Annotated in this window: 18 protein-coding genes and 2 pseudogenes; 15 read left to right on the forward strand and 5 right to left on the reverse strand. The window is 59.8% G+C overall.

Going from position 1 to position 24,634, the window contains the following annotated elements; all coding sequences use genetic code 11:
- Positions 1-6: 6 nt before the first annotated feature.
- From tssK to tagH, 3 genes are read right to left on the reverse strand one after another with little or no spacing between them, the layout of a single operon-like run.
- Entirely contained in the window at positions 7-1,341 is a 1,335-nt protein-coding gene (tssK, locus tag PspR76_RS30200; protein ID WP_159961062.1) for a type VI secretion system baseplate subunit TssK, read from the reverse strand.
- An 18-nt stretch (positions 1,342-1,359) separates the two neighbouring features.
- Entirely contained in the window at positions 1,360-1,869 is a 510-nt protein-coding gene (gene tssJ, locus PspR76_RS30205; RefSeq protein ID WP_159961064.1) for a type VI secretion system lipoprotein TssJ, read from the reverse strand.
- A gap of 56 nt (positions 1,870-1,925) precedes the next feature.
- Entirely contained in the window at positions 1,926-3,263 is a 1,338-nt protein-coding gene (gene tagH / locus PspR76_RS30210; RefSeq protein ID WP_159961066.1) for a type VI secretion system-associated FHA domain protein TagH, read from the reverse strand.
- A gap of 393 nt (positions 3,264-3,656) precedes the next feature.
- Between tagH and tssA the strand changes: the two genes are divergently transcribed.
- From tssA to PspR76_RS30270, 12 genes are all read left to right on the forward strand, one after another.
- On the forward strand, positions 3,657-4,676 hold the full coding sequence (tssA, locus tag PspR76_RS30215) for a type VI secretion system protein TssA (RefSeq protein WP_159961068.1): 1,020 nt from the start codon (positions 3,657-3,659) through the stop codon (positions 4,674-4,676).
- Between the two features lie 54 nt (positions 4,677-4,730).
- A complete protein-coding gene (gene tssB / locus PspR76_RS30220; RefSeq protein ID WP_010207547.1) occupies positions 4,731-5,237 on the forward strand; it encodes a type VI secretion system contractile sheath small subunit in 507 nt (168 codons plus the stop codon).
- A 2-nt stretch (positions 5,238-5,239) separates the two neighbouring features.
- Positions 5,240-6,736 (forward strand): type VI secretion system contractile sheath large subunit, encoded by a 1,497-nt coding sequence (tssC, locus tag PspR76_RS30225; RefSeq protein WP_159961070.1) that lies wholly within the window; start codon positions 5,240-5,242, stop codon positions 6,734-6,736.
- 170 nt (positions 6,737-6,906) lie between these two features.
- Positions 6,907-7,395 (forward strand): Hcp family type VI secretion system effector, encoded by a 489-nt coding sequence (locus tag PspR76_RS30230; RefSeq protein WP_005792512.1) that lies wholly within the window; start codon positions 6,907-6,909, stop codon positions 7,393-7,395.
- Between the two features lie 93 nt (positions 7,396-7,488).
- On the forward strand, positions 7,489-8,004 hold the full coding sequence (gene tssE, locus PspR76_RS30235) for a type VI secretion system baseplate subunit TssE (protein WP_005792513.1): 516 nt from the start codon (positions 7,489-7,491) through the stop codon (positions 8,002-8,004).
- Complete coding sequence (tssF, locus tag PspR76_RS30240) at positions 8,001-9,860, forward strand: type VI secretion system baseplate subunit TssF (protein ID WP_159961072.1); 1,860 nt, start codon at positions 8,001-8,003, stop codon at positions 9,858-9,860. The genes tssE and tssF overlap by 4 nt, the downstream gene beginning before the upstream one ends.
- Complete coding sequence (gene tssG / locus PspR76_RS30245; protein WP_159961074.1) at positions 9,824-10,867, forward strand: type VI secretion system baseplate subunit TssG; 1,044 nt, start codon at positions 9,824-9,826, stop codon at positions 10,865-10,867. The genes tssF and tssG overlap by 37 nt, the downstream gene beginning before the upstream one ends.
- Positions 10,860-13,517 carry a type VI secretion system ATPase TssH gene (gene tssH, locus PspR76_RS30250; protein WP_159961076.1) on the forward strand — a complete coding sequence of 886 codons (2,658 nt, stop codon included), beginning with the start codon at positions 10,860-10,862 and terminating at the stop codon, positions 13,515-13,517. Before tssG ends, tssH begins: the two co-directional genes overlap by 8 nt.
- A gap of 148 nt (positions 13,518-13,665) precedes the next feature.
- Entirely contained in the window at positions 13,666-15,606 is a 1,941-nt protein-coding gene (locus PspR76_RS30255; RefSeq protein WP_159961078.1) for a type VI secretion system Vgr family protein, read from the forward strand.
- 15 nt (positions 15,607-15,621) lie between these two features.
- Positions 15,622-16,056: a DcrB-related protein gene (locus PspR76_RS30260; RefSeq protein WP_159961080.1), complete on the forward strand. Its 435-nt coding sequence runs from the start codon at positions 15,622-15,624 to the stop codon at positions 16,054-16,056.
- Between the two features lie 12 nt (positions 16,057-16,068).
- The gene (locus PspR76_RS30265; RefSeq protein ID WP_159961082.1) at positions 16,069-20,457 is read left to right on the forward strand and encodes an RHS repeat-associated core domain-containing protein; all 4,389 of its coding nucleotides are present in this window, start codon (positions 16,069-16,071) and stop codon (positions 20,455-20,457) included.
- 1 nt (position 20,458) lies between these two features.
- A complete protein-coding gene (locus PspR76_RS30270; protein ID WP_159961084.1) occupies positions 20,459-21,028 on the forward strand; it encodes an imm11 family protein in 570 nt (189 codons plus the stop codon).
- Between the two features lie 82 nt (positions 21,029-21,110).
- Here the strand turns inward: PspR76_RS30270 and PspR76_RS30275 are convergent.
- A pseudogene (locus PspR76_RS30275) lies at positions 21,111-21,185 on the reverse strand (HU family DNA-binding protein); the annotation flags it as partial.
- A 65-nt stretch (positions 21,186-21,250) separates the two neighbouring features.
- Here PspR76_RS30275 and PspR76_RS30280 point away from each other — a divergent pair.
- The 3 genes and pseudogenes from PspR76_RS30280 to PspR76_RS30290 all read left to right on the forward strand — a co-directional run.
- A pseudogene (locus PspR76_RS30280) lies at positions 21,251-22,876 on the forward strand (RHS repeat-associated core domain-containing protein); the annotation flags it as partial.
- 9 nt (positions 22,877-22,885) lie between these two features.
- Positions 22,886-23,509, forward strand: coding sequence for a hypothetical protein (locus PspR76_RS30285; RefSeq protein WP_159961086.1), 624 nt, complete (start codon positions 22,886-22,888; stop codon positions 23,507-23,509).
- 282 nt (positions 23,510-23,791) lie between these two features.
- Positions 23,792-24,211, forward strand: coding sequence for a hypothetical protein (locus tag PspR76_RS30290; RefSeq protein WP_159961088.1), 420 nt, complete (start codon positions 23,792-23,794; stop codon positions 24,209-24,211).
- A gap of 96 nt (positions 24,212-24,307) precedes the next feature.
- On the opposite strand, the gene PspR76_RS30295 is transcribed toward PspR76_RS30290, so the two are convergent.
- Positions 24,308-24,583: an HU family DNA-binding protein gene (locus PspR76_RS30295; RefSeq protein ID WP_003177201.1), complete on the reverse strand. Its 276-nt coding sequence runs from the start codon at positions 24,581-24,583 to the stop codon at positions 24,308-24,310.
- Positions 24,584-24,634: the final 51 nt, after the last annotated feature.

Genomic DNA, 24,634 nt, shown 5'->3' on the forward strand with positions numbered 1-24,634 from the left:
CGCGGATTATCCTCGGATCGCCCAGAAGGCCAGGTTCAAGCCCGGGAACTGCCCGGCGATGTGGAAGGCAAAGCCACCGGAGTTGTTCAGCTGTTGCCAGTACTCGCTGCCACGGTCCAGTTCGTAATAGGTGCTGCCCGCGTGGTACGGGATCTGGCGTGGCGCCACCGGCAACGGCAACAGGCCAATACCCGGCAGTTGCAGGTTGACCATGTCGCGGATGTGTTCCACCGAACCGACTTTGCTCTGTTGGCCGAAGCGCGCGCGCAGGGTTTCGCCGGGCACATCGGCGCGCACCACGAGGATGAAACTGGCGCTGTCGAGCAGGGTTTTGTCGGCGAGCATCGCCACGTGGATGCCGTAGGCTTTCTCCACAATCGGGATCGGCGTGGCTTTGCTGTCGATCAGCATCGACAGCGCTTCACGCAAGGCCGCCATCACCGGGGCGAAGCTCAAGGCCAGGTCGTCGTGCTGGTAGTGCGGGTATTCCTGGGGGCGCCGACCCGAAGTCGAGAAGGTGGAAAACTCGCCGGCCAGGCTCACCAGCTCACTGAAGAAACGCTCCGGGTGCAGCGGGCTCAACTGGCTGAAATGCTGGAGCAGCGGCTGCGCGCGGTTGACCAGTTGCAGCAGCATGAAGTCGGCAATCTCCGACGCACCACCGGCACCCGAGGCGACCACACGACCGGCCAGGGCTTCGCCACGCTGGTGCAGCAGGCCGAGCAGTTCGCTGCGAAAGGCGGTCAGCGGTTTGCTGGCGGCCACGTCGAGTACCGGTGGAATGTAAGTGTCGTCGAGCACCAGCGCGCGGTCGGCGCGTTTTTCCTTGATGCGCACCAGGCCAATGGCGGCGTAATCGCTGATGCCATCTTGTGCCGTCAACAGGCGCAGCGCGCGCGAGCCCACGGCTACCGGCGCGCGGTTTTCGAACGGGGCATTGTCATCACGGACTTCGCGCACCTGGCTGACATAACGTGCGGCGCCGAGGTCTTCGCCGTCGTCTACCGTGTCACGCGCGCCTGCGCGCTTGAGCGGCAAGGCCAGGTAGACCAGGCCGTCGCGCAGATTGTCGTCGATATTCAGCGGGCTCGGCGCCAAGTCATCCTGGGGAATATTGAACGGCGTGCCATCCGGCAACAGGCCGCGCGCCGACACGATGGCCAGCTTGCCCTGGGCCAGCAGGCCCTGGTCAATCAACAGCTCGGAAAAACCCCACGCGCCGGCAGACAACGGGCGGCTGCGGGCGTCGATCAGGTTTTCCAGGTAACGGTCATGCTGCTGGAAGTGCTGCGTTCCGATGAACATGCCTTCCGACCAGACCACGCGATTGTTCCAGGACATGGGGGCTCCGATTGCTTCTTATTGGGCAGGGCTGGATGGGGGAACCACGACGTCAGCGCGCACCGCGCGCACATCGAGGCTGATCTGGTATTCGGTGTATTGGCGCGCCGGTACGGTGAGCACCGTGCGCCATTGCGCGCGGTCCAGTTCGCGGTAGCCCACCAGCAAGCCGATTTGGCGCGTGGACGGGTCGAGGTCGCGTTGGATACTCAGTTGCTGGCCGGGCTGGACCATCACTTCGTCCTGGTCGAGCAGGTCCAGGCCGAGGGTGGATTGCGCGCGATCAGCCAGTGCGAAGTAGTCGGAGCGGCTGAAGGTGGCGGCGTTTTTCAGCTCGAAGATGCGCACCCGCACCGGGGCGGCCTGGCCGTTGGCGCCGGGGTTGAGCCCGGCAATCGCGTGAAAGTGCAGCTCGACGGCGGCGGTGTCCGCCTCGGCTTGCGCGGCGGCCTCGGGTTTGACGGCATCCTTGGCACACGCCGTCAGCAGCAGCGCGGTGGCGGCTGCGAGTAAAAACCTGGGAATCATCCTGCGTCCTCAATGACGTACTTAGCTATCCGTTTTATCCATTACTGCGTCGCGCTTTAACGACGCTGTCGTGCGCTGTGTTCTTCGTAGGCGCGACTGAATTCGCGACCAAACAAGTCCTGGAAGTCCTCTTGGGCTTCGCGGGAAATATTGCTGTAAAGCTCGGTGAACTGCTGCCAGTACTGGGCCTGGCGCGAGCCGTTAAACAGGCTCGACAGCCCGGCGGGCTTGCCCATGCGCTCTTCCAGCTGCGCCGGTTCAAAGCGCGTGAGCAGGTGTTTGATTGCCGCCTCCACACCGGCCATTACCGCCAACTGATGAGCGCGCAGGTCGTCGAAACTGTCGCGCACGGCGATGTCCGGCGCCATAAACGCTTGGTTTCCATGACGAAGCAACAGCAGTAAGGCTTCGTCGGCATTCGGTGCGAATTTCAACGGGTTGTTTTCGGCAGGCTGGATCATTGTCTGCTGCATGCGGAACTCGCCCTTGAGGCTGGCGCGGGCGCGCAATACGTCGATCAGGCCTTCGACCATCAGCCGGTAGCTGCGGCCGATGCTTTCCATCTGCGCGCGCGCGTCGGCTTTGTCGAGGCGCAGTTGGTCGAGGCCGGCGCCGCGCAGGAAGGCTTGCAAGAGGTCGGGCTGTTGGCTGTCGGCCACGGGGGGCACGGGCTCGACCACCGGTGGCGGCTGGACGACGGGCGGCGCAGCCGGCGGTGCGACGGGTGTCGGAATGCTGACAACGGGCGCAGGCGTGTCGGCAAACAGGTCCCAGTCTTCAGGAATGACTGAGCCCGACACCACCGGCTTCTCGACTACGGGCACGGCGACCGGGGTTGGCGGGCGGAAGTCGTGCTGCTCGGAGGGCACGTGGTCTGCCACGGTCGGTGGTGGCACGGCTGTCGGCGTGAGGAAGTCGAACAGGTCGGGCAGCGTGTCCATCGACGAAGCACCCTGAAACTGCGGCGCGATCACCGGCACTGGCGCTGGCGTGTTCGCCACTGCGCCCATCAGCGCTTCAAAACTGTTCGGCGAATCACCGGTAAACGGCTGGCTATCAACGGCTTGCACGTTGAAGTCGATGCGCGCCTGGATTTCGTAATCGCCGATGCGGATCAGCTCGCCATCTTGCAGCAGCTCGCTGTTGCCTCGGCGCATACGAATGCCGGCGTTAACCAGTTCCACGCCGTTGGTGCTGTTATCGGTTAAATAATAACGGCCATCTTTGTATTGAATAACACAGTGTTGCGAGGAAACCAGGCGCTCCGGATCAGGCAACACCCAGTCATTATCCGAGCTGCGGCCGATAGCCATCGAGCCCTGATTCATGGACTTTTCGGGGCACTGCCCAGGGGTAATCTTGTGATAACTAGTGATAGTCAAACACAGCGACATCTTGCCTCCTTGCTGATACTTCGCGCGCAGTCGAGTCCCGGGACGACGGTTCCCGAGAGATCCCCACCAGGTCGTGCAATCGACCTTCACAACCTGTTTTTGTCAGCATGATCGCTGATCTTAACGGGGCTCCATGACAAAAATCCTGTCCCGGTGCGCCACTCGACCCACCAGTCGCGCAGGTTGTTAAGCACCGCACATCTGTCACAGAGGGCGAATAGCTTACCTTGACAACGCGTAACTACTACACCAAAAATGCACAACTTCTTGAACATCAGTGATGGCGCATTAGTGGCACTCTGACTATATGACCAAGAAAACATGCAAAGTTCATTGCGCAACTAATGCATGCATTGCCCGGTATCTAACGGGCGGATAGGGAGATCAAATCAAGTGGATGTGCCGTTGCTGCTCGCCGCCGTTTCCGCGACTTCGCCGTGTGGCGAAGATATGGAATATGACGCGCAATTTCTCCAATTGGAGCGTGACGCCAAAGGCCAACCCGAGCGCAGCATGGGCGACTCGATCTTGCCCGCTGAACCGCCGGAATGGCGCAGCATCCAGCAGCAGAGCCTCGACCTGTTGCAGCGCAGCAAAGACCTGCGCATCACCCATTTCCTGTTGCAAAGCTCCCTCGCCCTGCAAGGCGTGGCCGGGCTGGCCGAAGTTCTGACGCTGATCAACGCGCTGCTGCGCGAATACTGGGCCGACCTGCACCCGCGCCTGGATGCCGACGACGATAACGACCCTACCGTACGCATCAATGCCCTGTCCGGCCTGACCAGCGACGCGACCATTCGCCTGCTGCGCGAAAGTATTCTTACGCGCTCGCGCACGTTCGGGCCGGTGAGCCTGCGCGCCGCGCTGAACGCCAGCGGCTTGATGAGTTTCCCCGATGAACAGCTCGGCGCCCAGCAACTCAACGCCGCGTTCCTCGACAGCGACCCCGAACAACTGCAAGCCACCCGCGACGCCTTGAGCGCCGCGCGTGCCGCCTGCGAAGCCATCGAACAACAGGTCAGCGACCAGGTCGGCTCGGCCCAGGGCGTGGACCTCAGCCTGTTGAAGCAACCGCTCAAGCAGGCGCTGCAAGTCCTCAACCAATGCGTACCGAACAGCGATACCAGCAGCGAGCCCGAGGCCGTCAGTGACGACAATGCCCCCTCGGTTGAATACGCTGCTGCCCCCGCCGCACCACGCCCGACGGGCGACATCGCCAGCCGCGATGACGTGCTGCGCAGCCTCGACAAGATCCTTGCGTACTACACCCGGCACGAGCCTTCGAGCCCGCTGCCGGTGCTGTTGAACCGGGCGAAGAATCTGGTGCACGCCGACTTCGCGGCCATCGTGCGCAATCTGATTCCCGACGGCATGTCCCAATTTGAAAACCTGCGCGGCCCGGACGACGAGTAAGCCGCCGGACTGTGCAGTAACAACACCGTCGCTCAAGCGACCAGGAGCAGCAACGTGGCGAAGCAAAGTTCTCAGAAATTCATCGCGCGCAACCGTGCGCCTCGAGTGCAGATCGAGTACGACGTCGAGCTTTACGGCGCCGAGAAAAAGGTCCAGCTGCCCTTCGTGATGGGTGTGATGGCCGACCTCGCCGGTAAGCCTGCCGAGCCTCTGGCGCCCGTGGCCGACCGCAAGTTCCTTGAAGTGGACGTCGACAACTTCGACTCGCGCCTCAAGGCCATGCAGCCGCGCGTGGCATTCCACGTACCGAACGAGCTGACCGGCGAAGGCAACCTGAGCCTGGACATCACCTTCGAAAGCATGGACGACTTCAGCCCGGCCGCCGTGGCCCGCAAGGTCGACTCGCTGAACCAGCTGCTCGAAGCCCGCACCCAGCTGGCCAACCTGCTGACCTACATGGACGGCAAGACCGGCGCTGAAGAAATCATCATGAAAGCGATCAAGGACCCGGCACTGCTGCAGGCCCTTGCGAGCGCGCCGAAGCCTGCTGGGGATCAATAATCATGACCGACAATACCGCCCGCGAAGGCGCACAGAACCTGGGTGCCACCCAAGAAGCCAGCGAGTTCGCGAACCTGCTGCTGCAAGAATTCAAACCCAAGACCGAGCGTGCCCGCGAAGCCGTGGAAACCGCCGTGCGCACCCTGGCCGAACAGGCTCTGGCACAGACGGATCTGGTCTCGAATGACGCGATCAAGTCGATTGAATCGATCATCGCCGCCATCGACGCCAAGCTCACCGCCCAGGTTAACCAGATCATCCATCACCAGGATTTCCAACAGTTGGAAAGCGCCTGGCGTGGCCTGCACTACCTGGTCAACAACACCGAGAGCGATGAGCAGCTGAAGATTCGCGTGCTCAACATCTCCAAGCCGGACCTGCACAAGACCCTGAAGAAATTCAAGGGCACCGCGTGGGACCAGAGCCCGATCTTCAAGAAGATGTACGAAGAAGAATACGGCCAGTTCGGCGGCGAACCGTACGGCTGCCTGGTCGGCGATTACTACTTCGACCAGTCGCCACCCGACGTGGAGCTGCTGGGCGAGCTGTCGAAAGTCTGCGCCGCCATGCACTCCCCGTTCATCGCTGCGGCCTCGCCGACCGTGATGGGCATGGGCTCGTGGCAGGAACTGTCGAACCCGCGCGACCTGACCAAGATCTTCACTACCCCGGAATACGCCGGCTGGCGTTCGCTGCGTGAATCGGAAGACTCGCGCTACATCGGCCTGACCATGCCGCGCTTCCTGGCGCGCCTGCCGTATGGCGCCAAGACTGACCCGGTGGAAGCCTTCGCCTTCGAAGAAAACACCGACGGCGCCGACAGCTCCAAGTACACCTGGGCCAACGCCGCGTACGCGATGGCGGTGAACATCAACCGTTCGTTCAAACACTACGGCTGGTGCTCGCGCATCCGTGGCGTGGAATCCGGCGGTGAAGTGGAAAACCTGCCTGCCCACACGTTCCCGACCGATGACGGCGGCGTGGACATGAAGTGCCCGACCGAAATCGCCATCAGCGACCGCCGTGAAGCGGAGCTGGCGAAAAACGGTTTCATGCCGCTGCTGCACAAGAAAAACACCGACTTCGCGGCCTTCATCGGCGCCCAGTCGTTGCAGAAACCGGCCGAATACGACGACCCGGACGCCACCGCCAACGCCAACCTGGCCGCGCGCCTGCCGTACCTGTTCGCCACCTGCCGTTTCGCGCATTACTTGAAGTGCATCGTGCGCGACAAGATCGGTTCCTTCAAAGAGAAGGACGAGATGCAGCGCTGGTTGCAGGACTGGATCCTCAACTACGTCGACGGCGACCCGGCGTACTCCACCGAAACCACCAAGGCCCAGCACCCGTTGGCGGCTGCCGAAGTGATCGTGGAAGACGTCGAAGGCAACCCGGGTTACTACAACTCCAAGTTCTACCTGCGCCCGCACTATCAGCTCGAAGGGCTGACCGTGTCGCTGCGCCTGGTATCGAAGCTGCCTTCGGCGAAAAGCGCATAACCACGAATGAGCCGGCTCTTCTGTGGGAGCCGGGCTTGCCCGCGATGCAGGCGGCGCGGTCTGCCAGTCAGACCGCGGTGATGCAATCGCAGGCAAGCCAGCTCCCACAGAACAGCATTGCCCATTGGGCTTAAACAAATATCGTGGCTGAGTCCACACAGGGAGAAAACATGGCTGTTGATATTTTCATCAAGATCGGCGACATCAAGGGCGAGTCCATGGACAAGGCCCACAAGGACGAAATCGACGTGCTGAACTGGAGCTGGGGCATGGCTCAGTCCGGCAACATGCACGTTGGCGGTGGTGGCGGCGCGGGCAAGGTGAATATCCAGGACCTGTCGCTGACCAAGTACGTCGACAAAGCCTCGCCGAACCTGATGATGCACTGCGCCAGCGGCAAGCACATCGACAAGGTCAAGCTGACCGTGCGCAAGGCCGGTGGCGAAAGCCAGGTCGAGTACATGGTGATCAACCTGGAAGAAGTGCTGGTCACATCCCTGAGCACCGGCGGCTCGGGCACCGATGATCGCCTGACCGAAAACGTCACCCTGAACTTTGCCCAAGTGATGGTCGACTACCAGCCGCAGAAAGCCGACGGCACCAAAGACGGCGGCGCGATCAAGTTTGGCTGGAACATCCGTTCCAACACCAAGCGCTGATAAACCCGGTGGCCGTGGCTCTCCGCCACGGCCCCAGGTATCTGCCCCTCGCAAAAACAGTCCCTCTCACAACCCGTCCGTGGAGCTGCTTTGGTGGTAACTGAAATCGCTTCCCGCGACCGTCTGCAACCGTCCCTGTTGGACCGGTTGACCGACGACGACCCAACCAACCCCAAGGAAAGCGCCGACAAACGCGTGCTGTCCCTGACCCAATTGAAAGCCTCGGTTCTGCGCGACCTGGCGTGGCTGCTCAACACCACGTCGTTGCTGGATGCCGATGCCACGCTGCACACCCCGGCCGGTACGTCGGTGGTCAATTACGGCCTGCCGGCACTCGCGGGCAACAGTGTTTCCAGTGTCGATATCAAGGCGCTGGAAGCGTTGATCTACCAGGCCATCGCCACCTTTGAGCCACGCATTTTGCGCCACACCTTGCGCGTCAAAGCCCGCGTCGGCCACGGCGAGATGAACCACAACGCGCTGAGTTTCGAGATTGAGGGCGACCTGTGGGCGCAGCCGGTGCCGTTGCGCCTGTTGCTGCAAACCGACCTCGACCTGGAATCCGGCCACGTACGCGTGGTAAATGCCGACCAGCGGAGGCGCCCATGAACCCGCGCCTGCTGGAGCTGTACAACCAGGAACTGCACCACGTGCGCGAAAGCGCTGCCGAGTTCGCCAAGGAATACCCGAAGATCGCCAGTCGGCTGACTTTGTCCGGCATGGACTGCGCCGACCCGTATGTCGAACGCTTGCTCGAAGGTTTTGCCTACCTGACTGCCCGCGTCCAGCTCAAGCTCGACGCCGAGTACCCGACCTTCACCCACAACCTGCTGGAAATTGCCTACCCGCACTACCTGGCGCCGACGCCGTCGATGACCGTGGTGCAATTGCAGACCGACCCCGACGAAGGCTCACTGGCCAGCGGTTTTGCGCTGCCGCGCGACACCGTGTTGCGCGCCGCCCTGGGCCGCGAAACCCAAACCTGCTGCGAGTACCGCACCGCGCACCCGGTGACGCTGTGGCCGTTGCAGGTCAGTGGCGCCGAGTACTTCGGCAACCCCGCCGCCGTGCTCGGGCGCCTGGCCGCCAGCGAGCCGAAAGCCAAGGCCGGTTTGCGCCTGACCTTGCGCACCGGCGCCGAATTGCCGTTCAACAGCCTCGACCTCGACAGCCTGCCGCTGTACCTCAGCGGCGCCGACGAGCAGCCGTTCCGTCTTTACGAACAATTGCTCGGCAATGCCTGCGCGGTGTTTGCACGCAAGCCCGGTGGCGATTGGGTCGAGCGCCTGCCGCAAGACGCGTTGCGCTCACGCGGTTTTGACGACGCCGACGCCGCCATGCCGGTGGTGGCCCGCGCGTTTCAGGGCTATCGGCTGTTGCAGGAATACTTCGCCCTGCCCCACCGTTTCCTGTTCGTCGAATTCGCCGAACTGAGCCGCGCGGTCAAACGCTGCGACGGCCAGGAGCTGGAACTGATCGTGCTGTTCGACCGCCATGAGCCGAGCCTGGAAGGCAGCGTCGGTGCGGCGCAATTCATGCCGTTCTGCACGCCGGCGATCAACCTGTTCCCCAAACGCGTGGACCGTATTCATTTGTCTGACCGCGTCAACGAACACCACGTGATTGCCGACCGCACGCGGCCGATGGATTTCGAGATTCATTCGCTGAACGGCATCACCGGCCATGGCACCGGGCCGGAGCAGCCGTTCCTGCCGTTCTACGCGGTGCGTGATCCGTCGCGCTATGGCCGCGATCAGGCTTACTACACACTGCGCCGCGAGCCGCGCGTGTTGTCCAGCGACCAGCGCCGCAACGGCCCTCGCTCTACGTACGTGGGCAGCGAAACCTTTGTCAGCCTGGTCGACAGCCAGCAAGCACCCTACCGCCATGACCTGCGCCAACTCGGCGTGACCGCGCTGTGCACCAATCGCGATCTGCCGTTGTTCATGAGCGTGGGCAACGGCAAGACTGACTTTACGTTGGCCGACAGCGCGCCGGTGTTGTCGGTGCGCTGCGTCGCCGGGCCGAGCCGCCCGCGCGCCAGCCATGCCCACGATGCCAAGGCCTGGCGCCTGATCAGCCAGTTGTCGCTCAATTACCTGTCGCTGAGCGAACAAGGCCAGGGCGCCGGCGCCTTGCGTGAACTGCTGCGCCTGTACGGCGACAGCAACGACGCGGCGCTGCAATTGCAGATCGAAGGCCTGCGCGAAGTCAGCAGCAAAGCCGTGACCCGGCGCCTGCCGATGCCCGGCCCGATCGTGTTTGGCCGTGGTTTGGAAATTACCCTGGAATTCGATGAAAACGCGTTTCGTGGCACCGGCGTGTTTCTGCTCGGTGCGGTGCTGGAACGCTTCCTGGCACGTTATGTGTCGATCAACAGCTTTACCGAGACGGTGATCCGTACCACCGAACGCGGCGAGATCATGCGATGGAAAGCCAAGCCCGGGCGGCGTCCGACCCTGTGAACACACTGGATGCGATGCATCAGGAGCCCTGGGAATACGATTTCTTCCAGGCACTGCGGCGTATCGAGTGCGAATCGCCGGAACTGCCGCGCCTGGGCCATTCCCTGCGCCTGGCGGATGACCCGCTGCGCCTGGGGCAACAGGCGGATTGCACCTTCGCTCCGGCGACCCTGGCTTCGGTCGACCCCGGCGGCGACGGCAAGCCCGCGCGCCTGGAGCAGTTTTTCTTCGGCCTCGGCGGCCCCAACGGCCCGTTGCCGCTGCACATCACCGAGTACGTGCGCGAGCGTCAGCGCAACAACGCCGACAGCACCAGCAAACAGTTTTTGGATGTGTTCCACCATCGGCTGCTTAGCCTGTTTTACCGGGCCTGGGCCGAGGCGCGGCCGACAGTCAGCCACGACCGCCCGGACGATGATTACTGGTCCGCACGCCTGGCGGCGCTGAGTGGCCGGGGCATGCCGAGCCTGCTCAATCAGGGGTTGATTCCCGACACGGCGAAGCTGCATTACAGCGGCCACCTGTCGGCGCAAACCCGCTACCCGGACGGCTTGAAGGCGATTCTCAGCGAGTACTTCGGCCTGCCGGTGGAGATCGAAGAATACGTCGGCCAATGGCTGGAGCTGCCAGAGCGCAGCCGCGTAAGCGTCAGCGCCAACAGGCTGGGCGTGGACTTTTGCCTGGGCAGCCATGTGTGGGACCGCCAGCATAAATTCCGCATCCGCCTCGGCCCGCTCACGCTCGATGACTACATGGGCATGTTGCCCGGCAGCCAGCCGTTCAACGAGCTGGTGGCGTGGGTGGCCGAGTACCTGGGCCATGAATTGGACTGGGACCTGAACCTGGTTTTGCAACAACCCGAAGTACCGGCGCTGCAACTCAATGGCCAGTTCCGCCTGGGCTTCAACACCTGGCTCGGCCAACCTGCGCACGACGCCAACGACCTAATCCTGGCCCGGCATTACGCCGATCACGCCACCACCTCAAGGAATCCAGAGCATGGGTGAAATCAGTCGCGCCGCACTGTTCGGCAAACTCAACAGCGTGGCCTACAAGGCCATCGAAGCCGCCACCGTGTTCTGCAAACTGCGGGGCAACCCGTATGTAGAACTGGCCCACTGGTTTCACCAGTTGCTGCAACTGCAGGACTCGGACCTGCACCGCATCATCCGCCAGTTCAACGTCGAGCCCGCACGCCTGGCCCGTGACCTGACCGAAGCGCTGGACCGCCTGCCACGCGGCTCGACCTCGATTACCGACCTGTCCTCCCATGTGGAAGAAGCCGTGGAACGCGGTTGGGTCTACGGCAGCCTGATGTTCGGCGAGAGCCAGGTGCGCACCGGTTATCTGGTGTTGGGTATTTTGAAGACCCCAAGCCTGCGTCATGCATTGCTGGGCTTGTCGTCCGAGTTCGACAAAATCAAAGCTGAAGCCCTGAGCGAACGCTTTGATGAATACGTCGGTGATTCGCCCGAGAATGCCTTGAGTGCCAGCGATGGTTTCAACGCGGGCGCCGTTCCAGGCGAAGCCAGCGGTGCGATGGCGCCGAGCGCGATGGGCAAGCAGGAAGCGCTCAAGCGCTTTACGGTCGACCTGACCGAACAGGCGCGCAGCGGCAAGCTCGACCCCATCGTTGGCCGTGATGAAGAGATCCGCCAACTGGTGGATATCCTGATGCGTCGACGCCAGAACAACCCGATCCTCACCGGTGAAGCCGGTGTGGGCAAGACCGCTGTGGTCGAAGGTTTCGCCCTGCGCATCGTCGCCGGTGACGTGCCGCCTGCGCTCAAAGACGTGGAGCTGCGCAGCCTCGATGTGGGCCTGCTGCAAGCCGGCGCCAGCATGAAAGGCGAGTTCGAACAGCGTCTGCGCCAGGTCATTGAAGACGTGCAGGCCTCGCCCAAGCCGATCATCCTGTTTATCGACGAGGCCCACACGCTGGTGGGTGCCGGTGGCGCCGCCGGGACGGGGGATGCGGCCAACTTGCTCAAGCCGGCTTTGGCCCGTGGCACCTTGCGCACCGTGGCCGCGACCACCTGGGCCGAGTATAAAAAGCACATCGAAAAAGACCCGGCCCTGACTCGCCGCTTCCAGGTGGTGCAAGTTGCCGAACCGTCGGAAGACAAAGCGCTGCTGATGATGCGCGGCGTGGCCTCGACCATGGAAAAACACCACCAGGTGCAGATCCTTGATGAAGCCCTGGAAGCCTCGGTGAAGCTGTCGCACCGCTACATTCCGGCGCGCCAGCTGCCGGATAAATCCGTGAGTTTGCTGGACACCGCCTGCGCCCGCGTCGCCATCAGCCTGCACGCGGTGCCAGCCGAAGTGGACGACAGCCGCCGTCGTATCGAAGCGCTGGAAACCGAGCTGCAAATCATCGCCCGCGAGCATGCCATCGGCATCGCGATTGGTGCCCGCCAAACCAACAGCGAAGCCTTGCTGACGGCCGAACGCGAGCGCCTGGCAACCTTGGAAAGCCGTTGGGCTGAAGAAAAAACCCTCGTCGACGAACTGTTGGCTACTCGCGCAACCTTGCGTGAAAAAGCAGGCGTGGTGGACAGCGGCAACGATGAATTACGCGCACAGCTTGTGGACCTGCAACAACGCCTCACCGCCCTGCAAGGCGAAACCCCGCTGATTCTGCCGACCGTGGATTACCAGGCCGTGGCCTCGGTGGTCGCCGACTGGACCGGCATTCCGGTGGGCCGCATGGCGCGCAACGAACTGGAGACGGTGCTCAACCTCGACCAGCACCTGAAAAAACGCATCATCGGCCAGGACCACGCCCTGCAGATGATCGCCAAGCGTATCCAGACATCCCGCGCCGGCCTCGACAACCCGAGCAAGCCGATTGGTGTGTTCATGCTCGCCGGCACCTCGGGTGTGGGCAAGACCGAAACCGCCCTGGCCCTGGCCGAAGCGATGTACGGCGGTGAGCAGAACGTGATCACCATCAACATGAGCGAGTTCCAGGAGGCCCATACCGTGTCGACGCTCAAGGGCGCACCACCGGGCTATATCGGCTACGGCGAAGGCGGCGTGCTGACCGAAGCGGTACGGCGCAAACCCTACAGCGTGGTGCTGCTGGACGAGGTGGAAAAAGCCCACCCGGACGTGCATGAGATCTTCTTCCAGGTGTTCGACAAGGGCGTGATGGAAGACGGCGAAGGCCGGGTGATCGACTTCAAGAACACGCTGATTCTGCTGACTACCAACGCCGGCACCGAGCTGATTTCCCAGGTCTGCAAAGACCCGGCGAACATTCCCGAGCCGGAAGAAATCGCCAAGGCGTTGCGCCAGCCGCTGTTGGAGATTTTCCCACCGGCATTGCTTGGTCGCCTGGTGACGATTCCGTACTACCCGCTCAGCGATGAGATGCTCAAGGCGATCACTCGCCTGCAACTGAACCGCATCAAAAAACGCGTGGAAACTACGCACAAAGTCGCTTTCGACTACGACGATGCTGTGGTCGATTTAATCGTTTCGCGCTGCACCGAAACCGAAAGCGGTGGCCGCATGATCGACACCATCCTGACCAACAGCCTGCTGCCGGACATGAGCCGTGAGTTCCTCACGCGCATGCTCGAAGGCAAGGCACTGGCGGGCGTGCGGATCAGCAGCCGGGATAATGAATTGCACTACGACTTCAGCGATTGAACTGACGGATCACAGTCAAAACTGTGGGAGCGGGCTTGCTCGCGAAGGCGGTAAATCAGTCACCGAATGCATCAACTGACACACCGCCTTCGCGAGCAAGCCCGCTCCCACATTTGGATTGAGTTCCTTCAGTTATTAGGGTTAACCGATGCTATTCAACCAAGCCTCACGCCTGGCCAAGATCACCAGCCCGCTCGGGCCGGATGTGCTGTTGCTCAATGAAATGGGCGGCGGCGAAGAGCTGGGCAGGCTGTTCAACTATGAGCTGCAACTGACGTCGCTGGACGCCAACATTGACCTCAACCAGTTGCTCGGCAAGCCCATGAGCGTCGGCCTGCAACTGGCGGACGGTGGCGAGCGGCACTTCCACGGTATCGTCGCGCGTTGCAGCCAGAACATCGACCAGGGCCAGTTCGCCAGTTATCAGGTGACGCTGCGCCCGTGGTTCTGGTTGCTCAGCCGCACCTCCGATTGCCGGATTTTCCAGAACCTGAGCATCCCGCAGATCATCAAGCAGGTGTTCCGCGACCTGGGCTTTTCCGACTTCGAAGATGCCCTGAGCCGCCCGTACCGCGAGTGGGAATACTGCGTGCAGTACCGCGAGACCAGCTTCGATTTCGTCAGCCGCTTGATGGAACAGGAAGGCATTTACTACTTCTTCCGCCATGAACAGGACCGCCATGTGCTGGTGCTGGCCGACGCCTACGGCGCCCACACCACGGTGCCGGGCTATGCGTCGATTCCGTACTACCCCAAGGACGAGCAGCAGCGCGAACGCGACCATATGCACAACTGGCACCTGGCGCACGAAGTACAGCCGGGCTCGCTGGAGCTCAACGACTACGACTTCCAGCGCCCCAGCGCCAGCATCGATGTGCGTTCAGCCATGCCACGCCCGCACACCGCTGGCGACTACCCGCTGTACGACTACCCCGGCACCTATGTGCAAAGTGAAGACGGCGAACACTACGCACGCACGCGCATCGAAGCCTTGCAAACCCTGCATGAGCAAATCGAGTTCAGCGGCAACGCCCGTGGCCTGGGCTCGGGTCATTTGTTCAGCCTCACCGGCTTCAGTCGCCAGGACCAGAACCGCGAATACCTGATCGTCGGCTGCCGCTATTACATCACCCAGGAAAGCCTGGAGAGCGGCGGCGGTTCGGGTTCGGCGCAGTTCGAAAGCAGCCTCACCTGCATCGACGCCCAACAGAGCTTCCGCCCGCTGGCGAACACACACAGGCCCATCGTCAAAGGCCCGCAGACCGCATTGGTGGTCGGCCCCAAAGGCGAAGAAATCTGGACCGACCAGTACGGCCGCGTCAAGGTGCACTTCTACTGGGACCGCCACGACCAATCCAACGAAAACAGCTCGTGCTGGATTCGTGTATCGCAATCCTGGGCCGGTAAAAATTGGGGCTCGATGCAGATACCACGCATCGGCCAGGAAGTGATTGTGAGCTTCCTTGAGGGTGACCCGGACCGGCCAATCATCACTGGCCGCGTGTACAACGCCGAGCAAACGGTGCCTTACGACCTGCCGGAAAACGCCACCCAGAGCGGCATGAAAAGCCGCTCGAGCAAGGGCGGCACGCCGGCCAACTTCAATGAAATCCGCATGGAGGACAAGAAGGGGTTGGAGCAGTTGTACATCCATGCCGAGAGGAATCAGGACATCGTGGTGGAGGTGGATGAAAGCCACTCGGTGGGGCATGACCGCAATAAGAGCATTGGGCACAACGAGACGGTGACGATTGGGAATAACCGCCTGCGCATCGTCAAGCAGGAGGACATTCTCTCGGTGGGCCAAAGGAAGACCGACAGCATCAGCCAGAGCTACGTGATTGAAGTGGGCGAGAACCTGCGGCTGGTCTGCGGCGAAAGCATTCTGGAGTTGAATGCCAGCGGGCAGATCAACCTCACGGGTGTGAACATCAGTTTCTATGCCAGCGGCGATGCCGAGTTTAATACCGGCGGCCTCCTGCACCTGAACAACGGCGGTGGCCCGGGCGCCACACCCGATGGTCAAGGCCAGAAAGCCAGCATCGACGCCAACATCAAAGCCGCGTTCCCCACGCCTAAAAGCTCCTGACGAGACCTGTTTGCCATGACGTACCGAATCAACGAATTTCAGTTCCAGCTGCCGGCCGCAGAGTTGCAGGACGCAACGATCAATATCCTCAAGTTCCCGGAACTGGGCACCTCCCTGATCATCAGCCGCAGCCTGCTCGCCGAAGGCGAAACCCTGCACAGCAACTTCGACGACCAGCTCAAGCGTCTGGAAAAACAGGTGCAGGACTTGCGTTGCCAACCGAGCGTTACCGTGCGCTTGGGCGCGGCTCAAGAGGTGGAAGGTATCGAGTTGCGCAGCCAGTTCAACAAGGGCAATGACAAGGTGTTCCAGTATCAGTTGGCGCTGGTGTTGCCGGGTACGCGCAAGATGCTCGCCTTGAGTTATGTAAAGGCCGAAAAACTCGGGGAAGCCGAGGCAGCGCACTGGGCGACGATTAAAAATTCGCTGTCGTTTGACGCTATTTCTTGATGAGCTGCCTGCATGTCTGACGCGTTATGGGCAGCCCGGATGGGCGATGCGCTCTCCCACACTTCGATGATGGCGGACATCCTTGGCGGTGTGCTGGAAGTGGCGGCCAATATCGCGATCACGGCGGTGGCGACGGCTGCCGTGGTTGCTGCCACCGGCATTACCGTGGTCACCGGTGGCCTCGGCTGCTTTCTGCTGGGTGCGGTGGTGGGCACGATTGTTGGCCTGGCCATGAGCAAAAGTGGCGCGGACAAAGGGCTGACCAAGATATGTGATGCCTTCAGTAACGCCCTGTTTCCGCCCACGGTGCAGGCGAATATTCTCACCGGGTCCACCAATACGCTGACCAACAACATTCCCGCCGCCCGCGCGGCTGGGGCGATCAGCTCCCATGTCACCCCGGCCGGCACTGAGCTGGAAGAAGCCAAGCCCGAGCCGGAAGCCAGTTACCTGGATATGGCCGCAGGTTTCTTCTCGCAGATGTGGCGCCCCACCGTCGCGACGCCCGCGCCGGGCGCCGTGCCAAAACCGCTGGACCTGGTGGTGTGCATGAAGCACCCGCCAATGCCGCCGCAGTTTCTGGCCGAGGGTTCGGAAAAGGTCACTATCAACGGCCAACCCGCCGTGCGCAGTGGTGATCGCAGTACCTGCGACGCGACGGTGGTGTCGTCCGGCTTGATCTCATCCAACGTGGCCATCGGCGGCGGCTCGGTGGTGGTGCGTGAAATTCGCAGCGGCAAGACGCCCGGAGTCGGGCTGGCGGTTACAGCGCTGTTGATGCTCAAGGGTGGCAAGGGCAAGTTCTTCAGCAAGTTGCCGTGCATGTTGGTCAGCGGCGCGACCTCGATGGCCATCAGCAGCGCCATGGGCGCTGCGGCCAACGCCGCGATGGGCTCGTCGAATCCGGTGCATGCTGCGACGGGCGCAAAGGTCTTGGGCGGTGTCGACGACCTGGATTTTGTGCTGCCGGGTATCCTCCCGATTGACTGGCAGCGCTTCTACAACAGCCGCGATGAACGCCAGGGCAGCCTGTTTGGCGTCGGCTGGAGCGTGGCCTACGAAGTGTGCGTCGACATTCAGCCGCATCCCGAGGGCGGCGAAACGCTCGTGTATACCGACGAGCAGGGCCGGCCCATCGACATGGGCTCGATTCCATTGGGCGGCGCGGTGTTCAGCGCCGGTGAAGGGCTTGCGGTGCGGCGACACCTCAACGGGCAATTGCTGATCGAAAGCGACGACGGCATGTACCGTTTGTTCGAAGCTGCTCCAGCAGACCCGTCGCGACTGCGTCTGACCCAACTGGGTGATCGTAACGACAACCGCATCTACCTCGACTATGACGAAACCGGCCACTTGGTGCGACTGCGCGATACGTTCGATCTGGTTCAGGTTGAGCTGATTCGTGATCAGGGTCATGTGGCTCATATTGAGCGCCTCTACCCGGATCAACGTCGCGAAGTGCTCGTGAGCTACGGCTACGACGCGGCGGGCAATCTCGCGCAAGTGCGTGATGCAACAGATCAAGTCCAGCGGCGCTTCGTCTACGATGCCGGGCGCCGAATGGTGGAACATCAATTGCCCACCGGATTGCGCTGTTTCTATGAGTGGGCACTGGTTGAAGGCCTGGAATGGCGCGTGGTCAGGCATTGGACCGATGAGGGCGACGCTTACCAGTTCGACTATGACCTGCAGGGTGGCTTAACGCGCATCACCGATGGCCTGCAGCGCGTGAGTACGCGGTACTGGAACACTCAGCACCAGATCATTCAATACAGCGACAACCTCGGCCAGACTTGGCTGTTCGAATGGAACGATGAGCGCCAATTACTCAGCGCCACTGATCCGCAAGGCGGGCGTTATGCCTACAGCTACGACGAAAGCGGCAACCTGATCGGCGAAACCGACCCGCTGGGCCGCAGCGATTCGACGTTGTGGCTGGAGCACTGGGCATTGCCATTGGTGGAAACCGACGCCGCCGACAACAGCTGGCAGTATCGCTACGACTCGCGCGGCAACTGCATCGCCGAGACCGACCCGCTGGGCTATATCACCCGCTACCGCTATGACGCCCACGGCCAGATCGTGGAGATTGTCGACGCCACCGGCAAAAGCAAAAAGCTGCGCTGGAATGCATTCGGGCAACTGGTCGAGCATATCGATTGCTCGGGTTATCCAACGCGGTTCGGCTACGACGACCGTGGCTATTTGCAGGTCATCACTGATGCCTTGGGTGAACGCACGCAGTTCAGCTATGACGCCCAGGGGCGTTTGCTCAGCAGCCAATTACCGGATGGACGCACCGAGCAGTATCAGCGCGACGCCAGTGGGCAGTTGGTGGGCTACACCGATCCCGCCGGGCACACCACGCTCTACCAACACAACCGGCGCGGCCAGGTACGCCAGCGCACCGATGCCCATGGTCGACAGGTGCAGTTTGGGTATGACAACTATGGGCGGTTGCAGGCGCTGGTCAACGAGAACGGTGAAAGCTATCGGTTCGCATGGGATGCAGGGGATCGGCTGACCGAGCAGCAAGACCTCGACGGCAGCGCCAAGCGCTACGACTACGACGTGCTCGACAACATCACCGCGGTGACTGCGATTCCAGCGCCTTACGGCAATGGCCTCGCGGTGGTCCCGGAGACGCCACCGGCGCCTATCGTTCACCGGCTGGAGCGCGATGCGGTTGGTCGGCTGGTGGCCAAAACCACCGACGATGGCCGCACCGACTACAGCTACGATGCGGTCGATCAGCTCACAGCCGTCACCTTCACCGACCTGCAGGGCAATGCCCAAGCCTTGGCTTTCGCCTACGACGCTGTTGGCCAGTTGCTCGCCGAACAGAGTGCCGGCGGCAACCTGCAATACCACTACGACGAACTCGGCAACCTGATCCAGACCCACCTGCCGGACGGCCGCTGGCTCAACCGCTTGTACTACGGCAGCGGCCATTTGCACCAGATCAACCTGGACGGCCAGGTGATCAGCGATTTCGAACGCGACCGCCTGCACCGCGAAGTACTGCGCACCCAAGGCCAACTCAGCACCCGCAGCGAATACGACCGCAGCGGCCGCCTGCGCTCACGCCAACGCCGCCTGAACAGCCAGCCATCGCTGATGCCCGCAGCGGCGCAAAAGCAGTTCGAGTACGACCCCGCCGACAACCTGATCGGCAAACTCGACCAACAACCCACCGCGCAACATCGCCAATTGCTGCACTACGACGCCACCGGCCGCATCATCGCCAGCCAGGACAGCCTGCACGGCCAGCGCGAAACCTTCGCCTATGACGCTGCCGCCAACCTGCTGGACGGCCCGCAAGCGGGCGCCGGGTTGGTGGTGCATAACAAGCTACTGACGTATCAGGACAAGCGTTATCGCTACGATGCGTTTGGGCGGATGATCGAGAAGCGCAGCGCCAAGCGCGGTGTGCAGCGGTTTGCGTATGACGCGGAAAGTCGGTTGGTTGAAGTGCGCAATGAAAACGGCAGTGTGGTCAGGATGGCGTATGACCCGCTGGGACGGCGGGTTGAGAAAACCGAGCATGGCAGTGATGGGTATCCCCTCGGAGAAACCCGGTTCATGTGGGATGGGCTGCGGTTATTGCAGGAGCATAAACACAGCCAGACCAGCCTGTACGTCTATGAAGATGAGGGCTACCAGCCTCTGGCTCGCATCGACGGTGCCGGGCCGTTGCAGAAGATTCGTTACTACCACAACGATCTGAATGGGTTACCGGAGCAATTGACCGAGGCTGATGGGCACACGCTCTGGCAAGCGACTTATCGGGTGTCGGGCAACACGCTGGAAGAGGTGCGCGAGCCTTATTACATTGAAGAGCAGAACCTGAGATTTCAGGGGCAGTATTTGGACCGGGAGACGGGGCTTCATTTCAATACGTTCAGGTTTTATGATCCGGAGATAGGGAGATTCACGAGTCCAGATCCGATCAGTTTGCTGGGTGGCATCAATCTGTACCAATACGCACCAAACCCAATCACATGGGTCGATCCATGGGGCTTATTTAATTGGAACTACAAAAACATGCCTGGAATCGATGGATTCCAAAAGCACCATATTATTCCTCAATCGCTGGCCGATCATCCTGCTCTGAAAAAGGCTGGATTCGACATACACAAAACCTCCAACATCATTTACTTGCCTACCGAAGAGGGCAAGAGCAAATATCGCACCATTCACAAAGGCTCACATCCGGGTTACAACAAAGCTGTTCGGGCGCAACTCAATGAAATATCCATTGCAGGCAAGGCTGGAAAGTGGAAAAAAGCCCAGTACGCACAGGCTGTGAAGCAGGTTGTCAGCTCTCAAAGGTCGGGGTTACGCAACGGGCGCACTCGACTGAATAAAAACTCAACTCAAGCAGGTCGCTGCGGGAAATAATATGTACCTATTGGACATCAGTGAAAGTTACTCGGAAACTTACTGGTTCAAATACGACCAGAATAATTCTCCGGACCACCTCTTGTTTATCAGTGGCGAAAAGCAATCATCCATTGCTAGCACGCCGATCTTTAGAAACAAGAAAAAGGTCAGTAAACCTCGCTTACTGTCCTTCGATCTTCTTCAAAGTGACACGCTTGAATTTGTAAGCGCGGCAATGGCCAGCGTACTACGCGAGTTCCCGGAAGACGTTCAGCTTTTCCCTGCTGACGTTTACCTCAAGGAAGAAAAGCTGGACGGTTATTATGTGTTCAATGTGATCCAGACATTGCCTTGTATTGACTTGGATAACTCTCAGCATGGCCCTATGTTTAGCTTTATGCCCGACGGCCCTCGTACATTCACAATCCTTCAAAGTCTGCCGCCCGCTGCTTTAGGCAATCATCATATCGCTAGGGCAAAAGAAAGTTCACAACGCATCTTCGTTTCCCAGCAGTTCAAGGAGCAGTGCGAAACTTCCCAACTTAAGGGGCTACGATTCGTAGACTGTTCCAAAGGCATTCAAGTCTGAACTCCACCCACAAAAAATGGGCACCCGACTCAGTCGGCGTGCCCATTTTTTCCAACCCGCCTTCCTTCAGACGGTACCGCGCTTACGGGTTGACGCTGTCTTTGAGCGACTTGCCCGGCTTGAACGCAACGGTGTTCCTGGCCTTTATTTTCACCAAAAAAATCGAACGGTTTTTATTTACCATCTCGCTTGAGTTCCTAAATAGAAGCGTCCCCTTTTCCGTTCACTGACCTGCAAGGCAACGCCCAGGCTCTGGCTTTCGCCTACGACGCTGTTGGCCAGTTGCTCGCCGAACAGAGTGCCGCCGGCAACCTGCAATACCATTACGACGAACTCGGCAACCTGATCCAGACCCAGCTGCCGGACGGCCGCTGGCTCAACCGCCTGTACTACGGCAGCGGCCATTTGCACCAGATCAACCTGGACGGCCAGGTGATCAGCGATTTCGAACGCGACCGCCTGCACCGCGAAGTACTGCGCACCCAAGGCCAACTCAGCACCCGCAGCGAATACGACCGCAGCGGCCGCCTGCGCTCACGCCAACGCCGCCTGAACAGCCAGCCATCGCTGATGCCCGCAGCGGCGCAAAAGCAGTTCGAGTACGACCCCGCCGACAACCTGATCGGCAAACTCGACCAACAACCCACCGCGCAACATCGCCAATTGCTGCACTACGACGCCACCGGCCGCATCATCGCCAGCCAGGACAGCCTGCACGGCCAGCGCGAAACCTTCGCCTATGACGCTGCCGCCAACCTGCTGGACGGCCCGCAAGCGGGCGCTGGGTTGGTGGTGCATAACAAGCTACTGACGTATCAGGACAAGCGTTATCGCTACGATGCGTTTGGGCGGATGGTCGAGAAGCGCAGCGCCAAGCGCGGTGTGCAGCGGTTTGCGTATGACGCTGAGAGCCGGTTGGTTGAGGTGCGTAATGACGATGGCAGCGTGGTCAGGATGGCTTACGACCCGCTGGGGCGCAGGGTTAGCAAAACCGAGCATGGCAGTGATGGGTATCCGCTGGGGGAAACGCGGTTCATGTGGGATGGCCTGCGCTTGTTGCAGGAGCACAAGCACAGTCAGACGAGCCTTTACGTCTATGAAGATGAAGGCTACCAGCCTCTGGCCCGCATCGACGGTGCCGGGCCGTTGCAGAAGATTCGTTACTACCACAACGATCTGAATGGGTTACCGGAGCAATTGACCGAGGCTGATGGGCACACGCTCTGGCAAGCGACTTATCGGGTGTGGGGCAACACGCTGGAAGAGGTGCGTGAGCCTTATTACATTGAAGAGCAGAACCTGAGATTCCAGGGGCAGTACCTGGACCGGGAGACGGGGCTGCATTTTAATACGTTCAGGTTTTATGATCCGGATGTGGGGCGGTTTACGACGCCGGATCCGATTGGGCTGCTCGGTGGTTTCAACCTCTATCAGTACACACCTAACCCACTCACATGGATGGACCCGCTCGGGTTAAGTTGCTCGATTGATGCGAAAAAACTTGCAGGACGCCTGGGTAAGGCTCCAAACAAAGACTACCGCGCCCACCACATTGTGATGTCCAATTCAAAAGACGTACGTATGCGCTGGCTGAGAAGACGTATGGACAGACTTGGAATAGATATAAACCAAAAAGAAAATGGAATATGGCTGCCTGCCAATTCCAAATCTCGTCTGCCAAATACAAAAGCAACTGCTCATGCTGGAGAGGGCGTCCATGGCAACGCCTACAAAAAACACGTATGGGAGACTCTAAAAGGTGCAAAAACAAAATCCGAATTTGAGCAAGGTCTAAAGACACTCAACCTCGAACTTAGCGGCGGCAAAACTTTTCCGCTGGCCAAATAGGACGCTCTAATGAAAAACCTTTTGCTCTCACTACTTGATGAATACAAAGATAAATATTCCGAGCTCATATCTTTCGTAGCGCATGCTCATAAAGCAAAGCAGTGGGGCATGGGCATCATGCCCTCATACAATCCCGCCCCCTATAACTGCGAACTACAGGGGTGCAAACCTGGCCGTTTACTTAAAAAGGACTGCGAGCCAGCCAAAGACAGGCAATGCTATTTCTTTGATGAACATAAAAAAATAATGTGCGAGGTTCAATACGCAAAACATGTGAAGCTTAAAAACCAATGGATTGTGTATAGAAGATTCTTTCTGAACAAGCCAGACAGCATCATAGAGTTGACATTCGGCAGCAACCTTGAGGGGAGCATGGAGGCTAATCTTGACTCAGTCGCCATCACAACATTCGAACTTGAGCGTGCGACAGCCCACTACAGCTTGCTCAATACCGGCGAGTACTTCGAAACGCTGTATCAATACACAGCTGAAAAAATCACCTCAATCACTGAGAACATATGGCGGGAAACTTTCACCACAAGAGCATATGAAATACTGCATACAGAAAGTAATTTAACTATATTTGAAGTCTTGCCAAACAATAACAAAATTATAATTTATCCTGAAAGCTGATTAAAAAGGATTAAATCGAGGCAACAAAAACGGGAGCAACGTTATTAATAGCAGCAACTCAAGCAAATCCGCCCCCTATCTTCAAGCAAAGGGGAGATACCTATTTAAACTTAAGTAGACACGCAAATAAATTTGTTCCCTTTACCCTTATTGGAAGGTCTACCGAAATGGGGAAGTCCAAGGGCGCATAGCCCCTAAGGACTTTGTAAAATACGAAAAAATCTTCGACAACCCAGTTTTTGTAGACGGCACGTTAATGAATGCCCCGAAATAGAGGTCGCTATGGATTTAACTAATGCAATAGTCCCGAAAACTTCGATCGGTGGAATAACCATCGGCGAAAATATTCCCCAGGTTCAGGCACGCTTATCAAGCAGATACAAAATCCATAACGGCCCCACCTCTCTCACGATCAACGACGGCTTAATTACGGCTTACCACGGCGCCGATGGCACCATTTCTGCCATCTCTTGCAATGCTGCATTCAAGGGTAATTATGAAAGTAAACTCTGGCCGGGAATGACGGTAGCCGATGTTCTAAAGCTCTCCAAAACGCAAATGGCTTGGTCCGGGTTCGTGCAAATAGACCATATCAGCGGCATAGGCCTCTCTTTGCCGGAGGAATACGATGACTTCGATTCTTTGACCGCTCATTTCGACCTCGACTTCGTATTCACTGAGCTTTGGGTTTACGACTTTTAAGTTGATGGCGAACTAGTCCCCACAAAAAATGGACACCCAACCCAGTCGGCGTGCCCATTTTCTTACCAACCCGCCTCCCTTCAGACGGTACCGCGCTTACGGGTTGACGCTGTCTTTGAGAAACTTGCCCGGCTTGAACGCAACGGTGTTGCTGGCCTTGATTTTCACCGGCTCACCGGTTTGCGGGTTTTTGCCGGTGCGGGCGCCACGGTGGCGCTGCAGGAAGGTGCCGAAGCCAACCAGGGTGACGCTGTCCTTGCGGTGCAGGGCGCCGGTGATTTCTTCGAGAACGGCGTTGAGTACGCGGTTGGCCTGTTCTTTGGTGAGATCTGCTTTTTCAGCAATGGCGGCTGCGAGTTCTGGTTTACGCATAAGTGAAGCCTCTTTGACGGTTTTTTGTTGTTATGTCCGTGCTGCTCTCTT

Source organism: Pseudomonas sp. R76, from assembly GCF_009834565.1.
In the GTDB taxonomy this organism is placed as follows: domain Bacteria; phylum Pseudomonadota; class Gammaproteobacteria; order Pseudomonadales; family Pseudomonadaceae; genus Aquipseudomonas.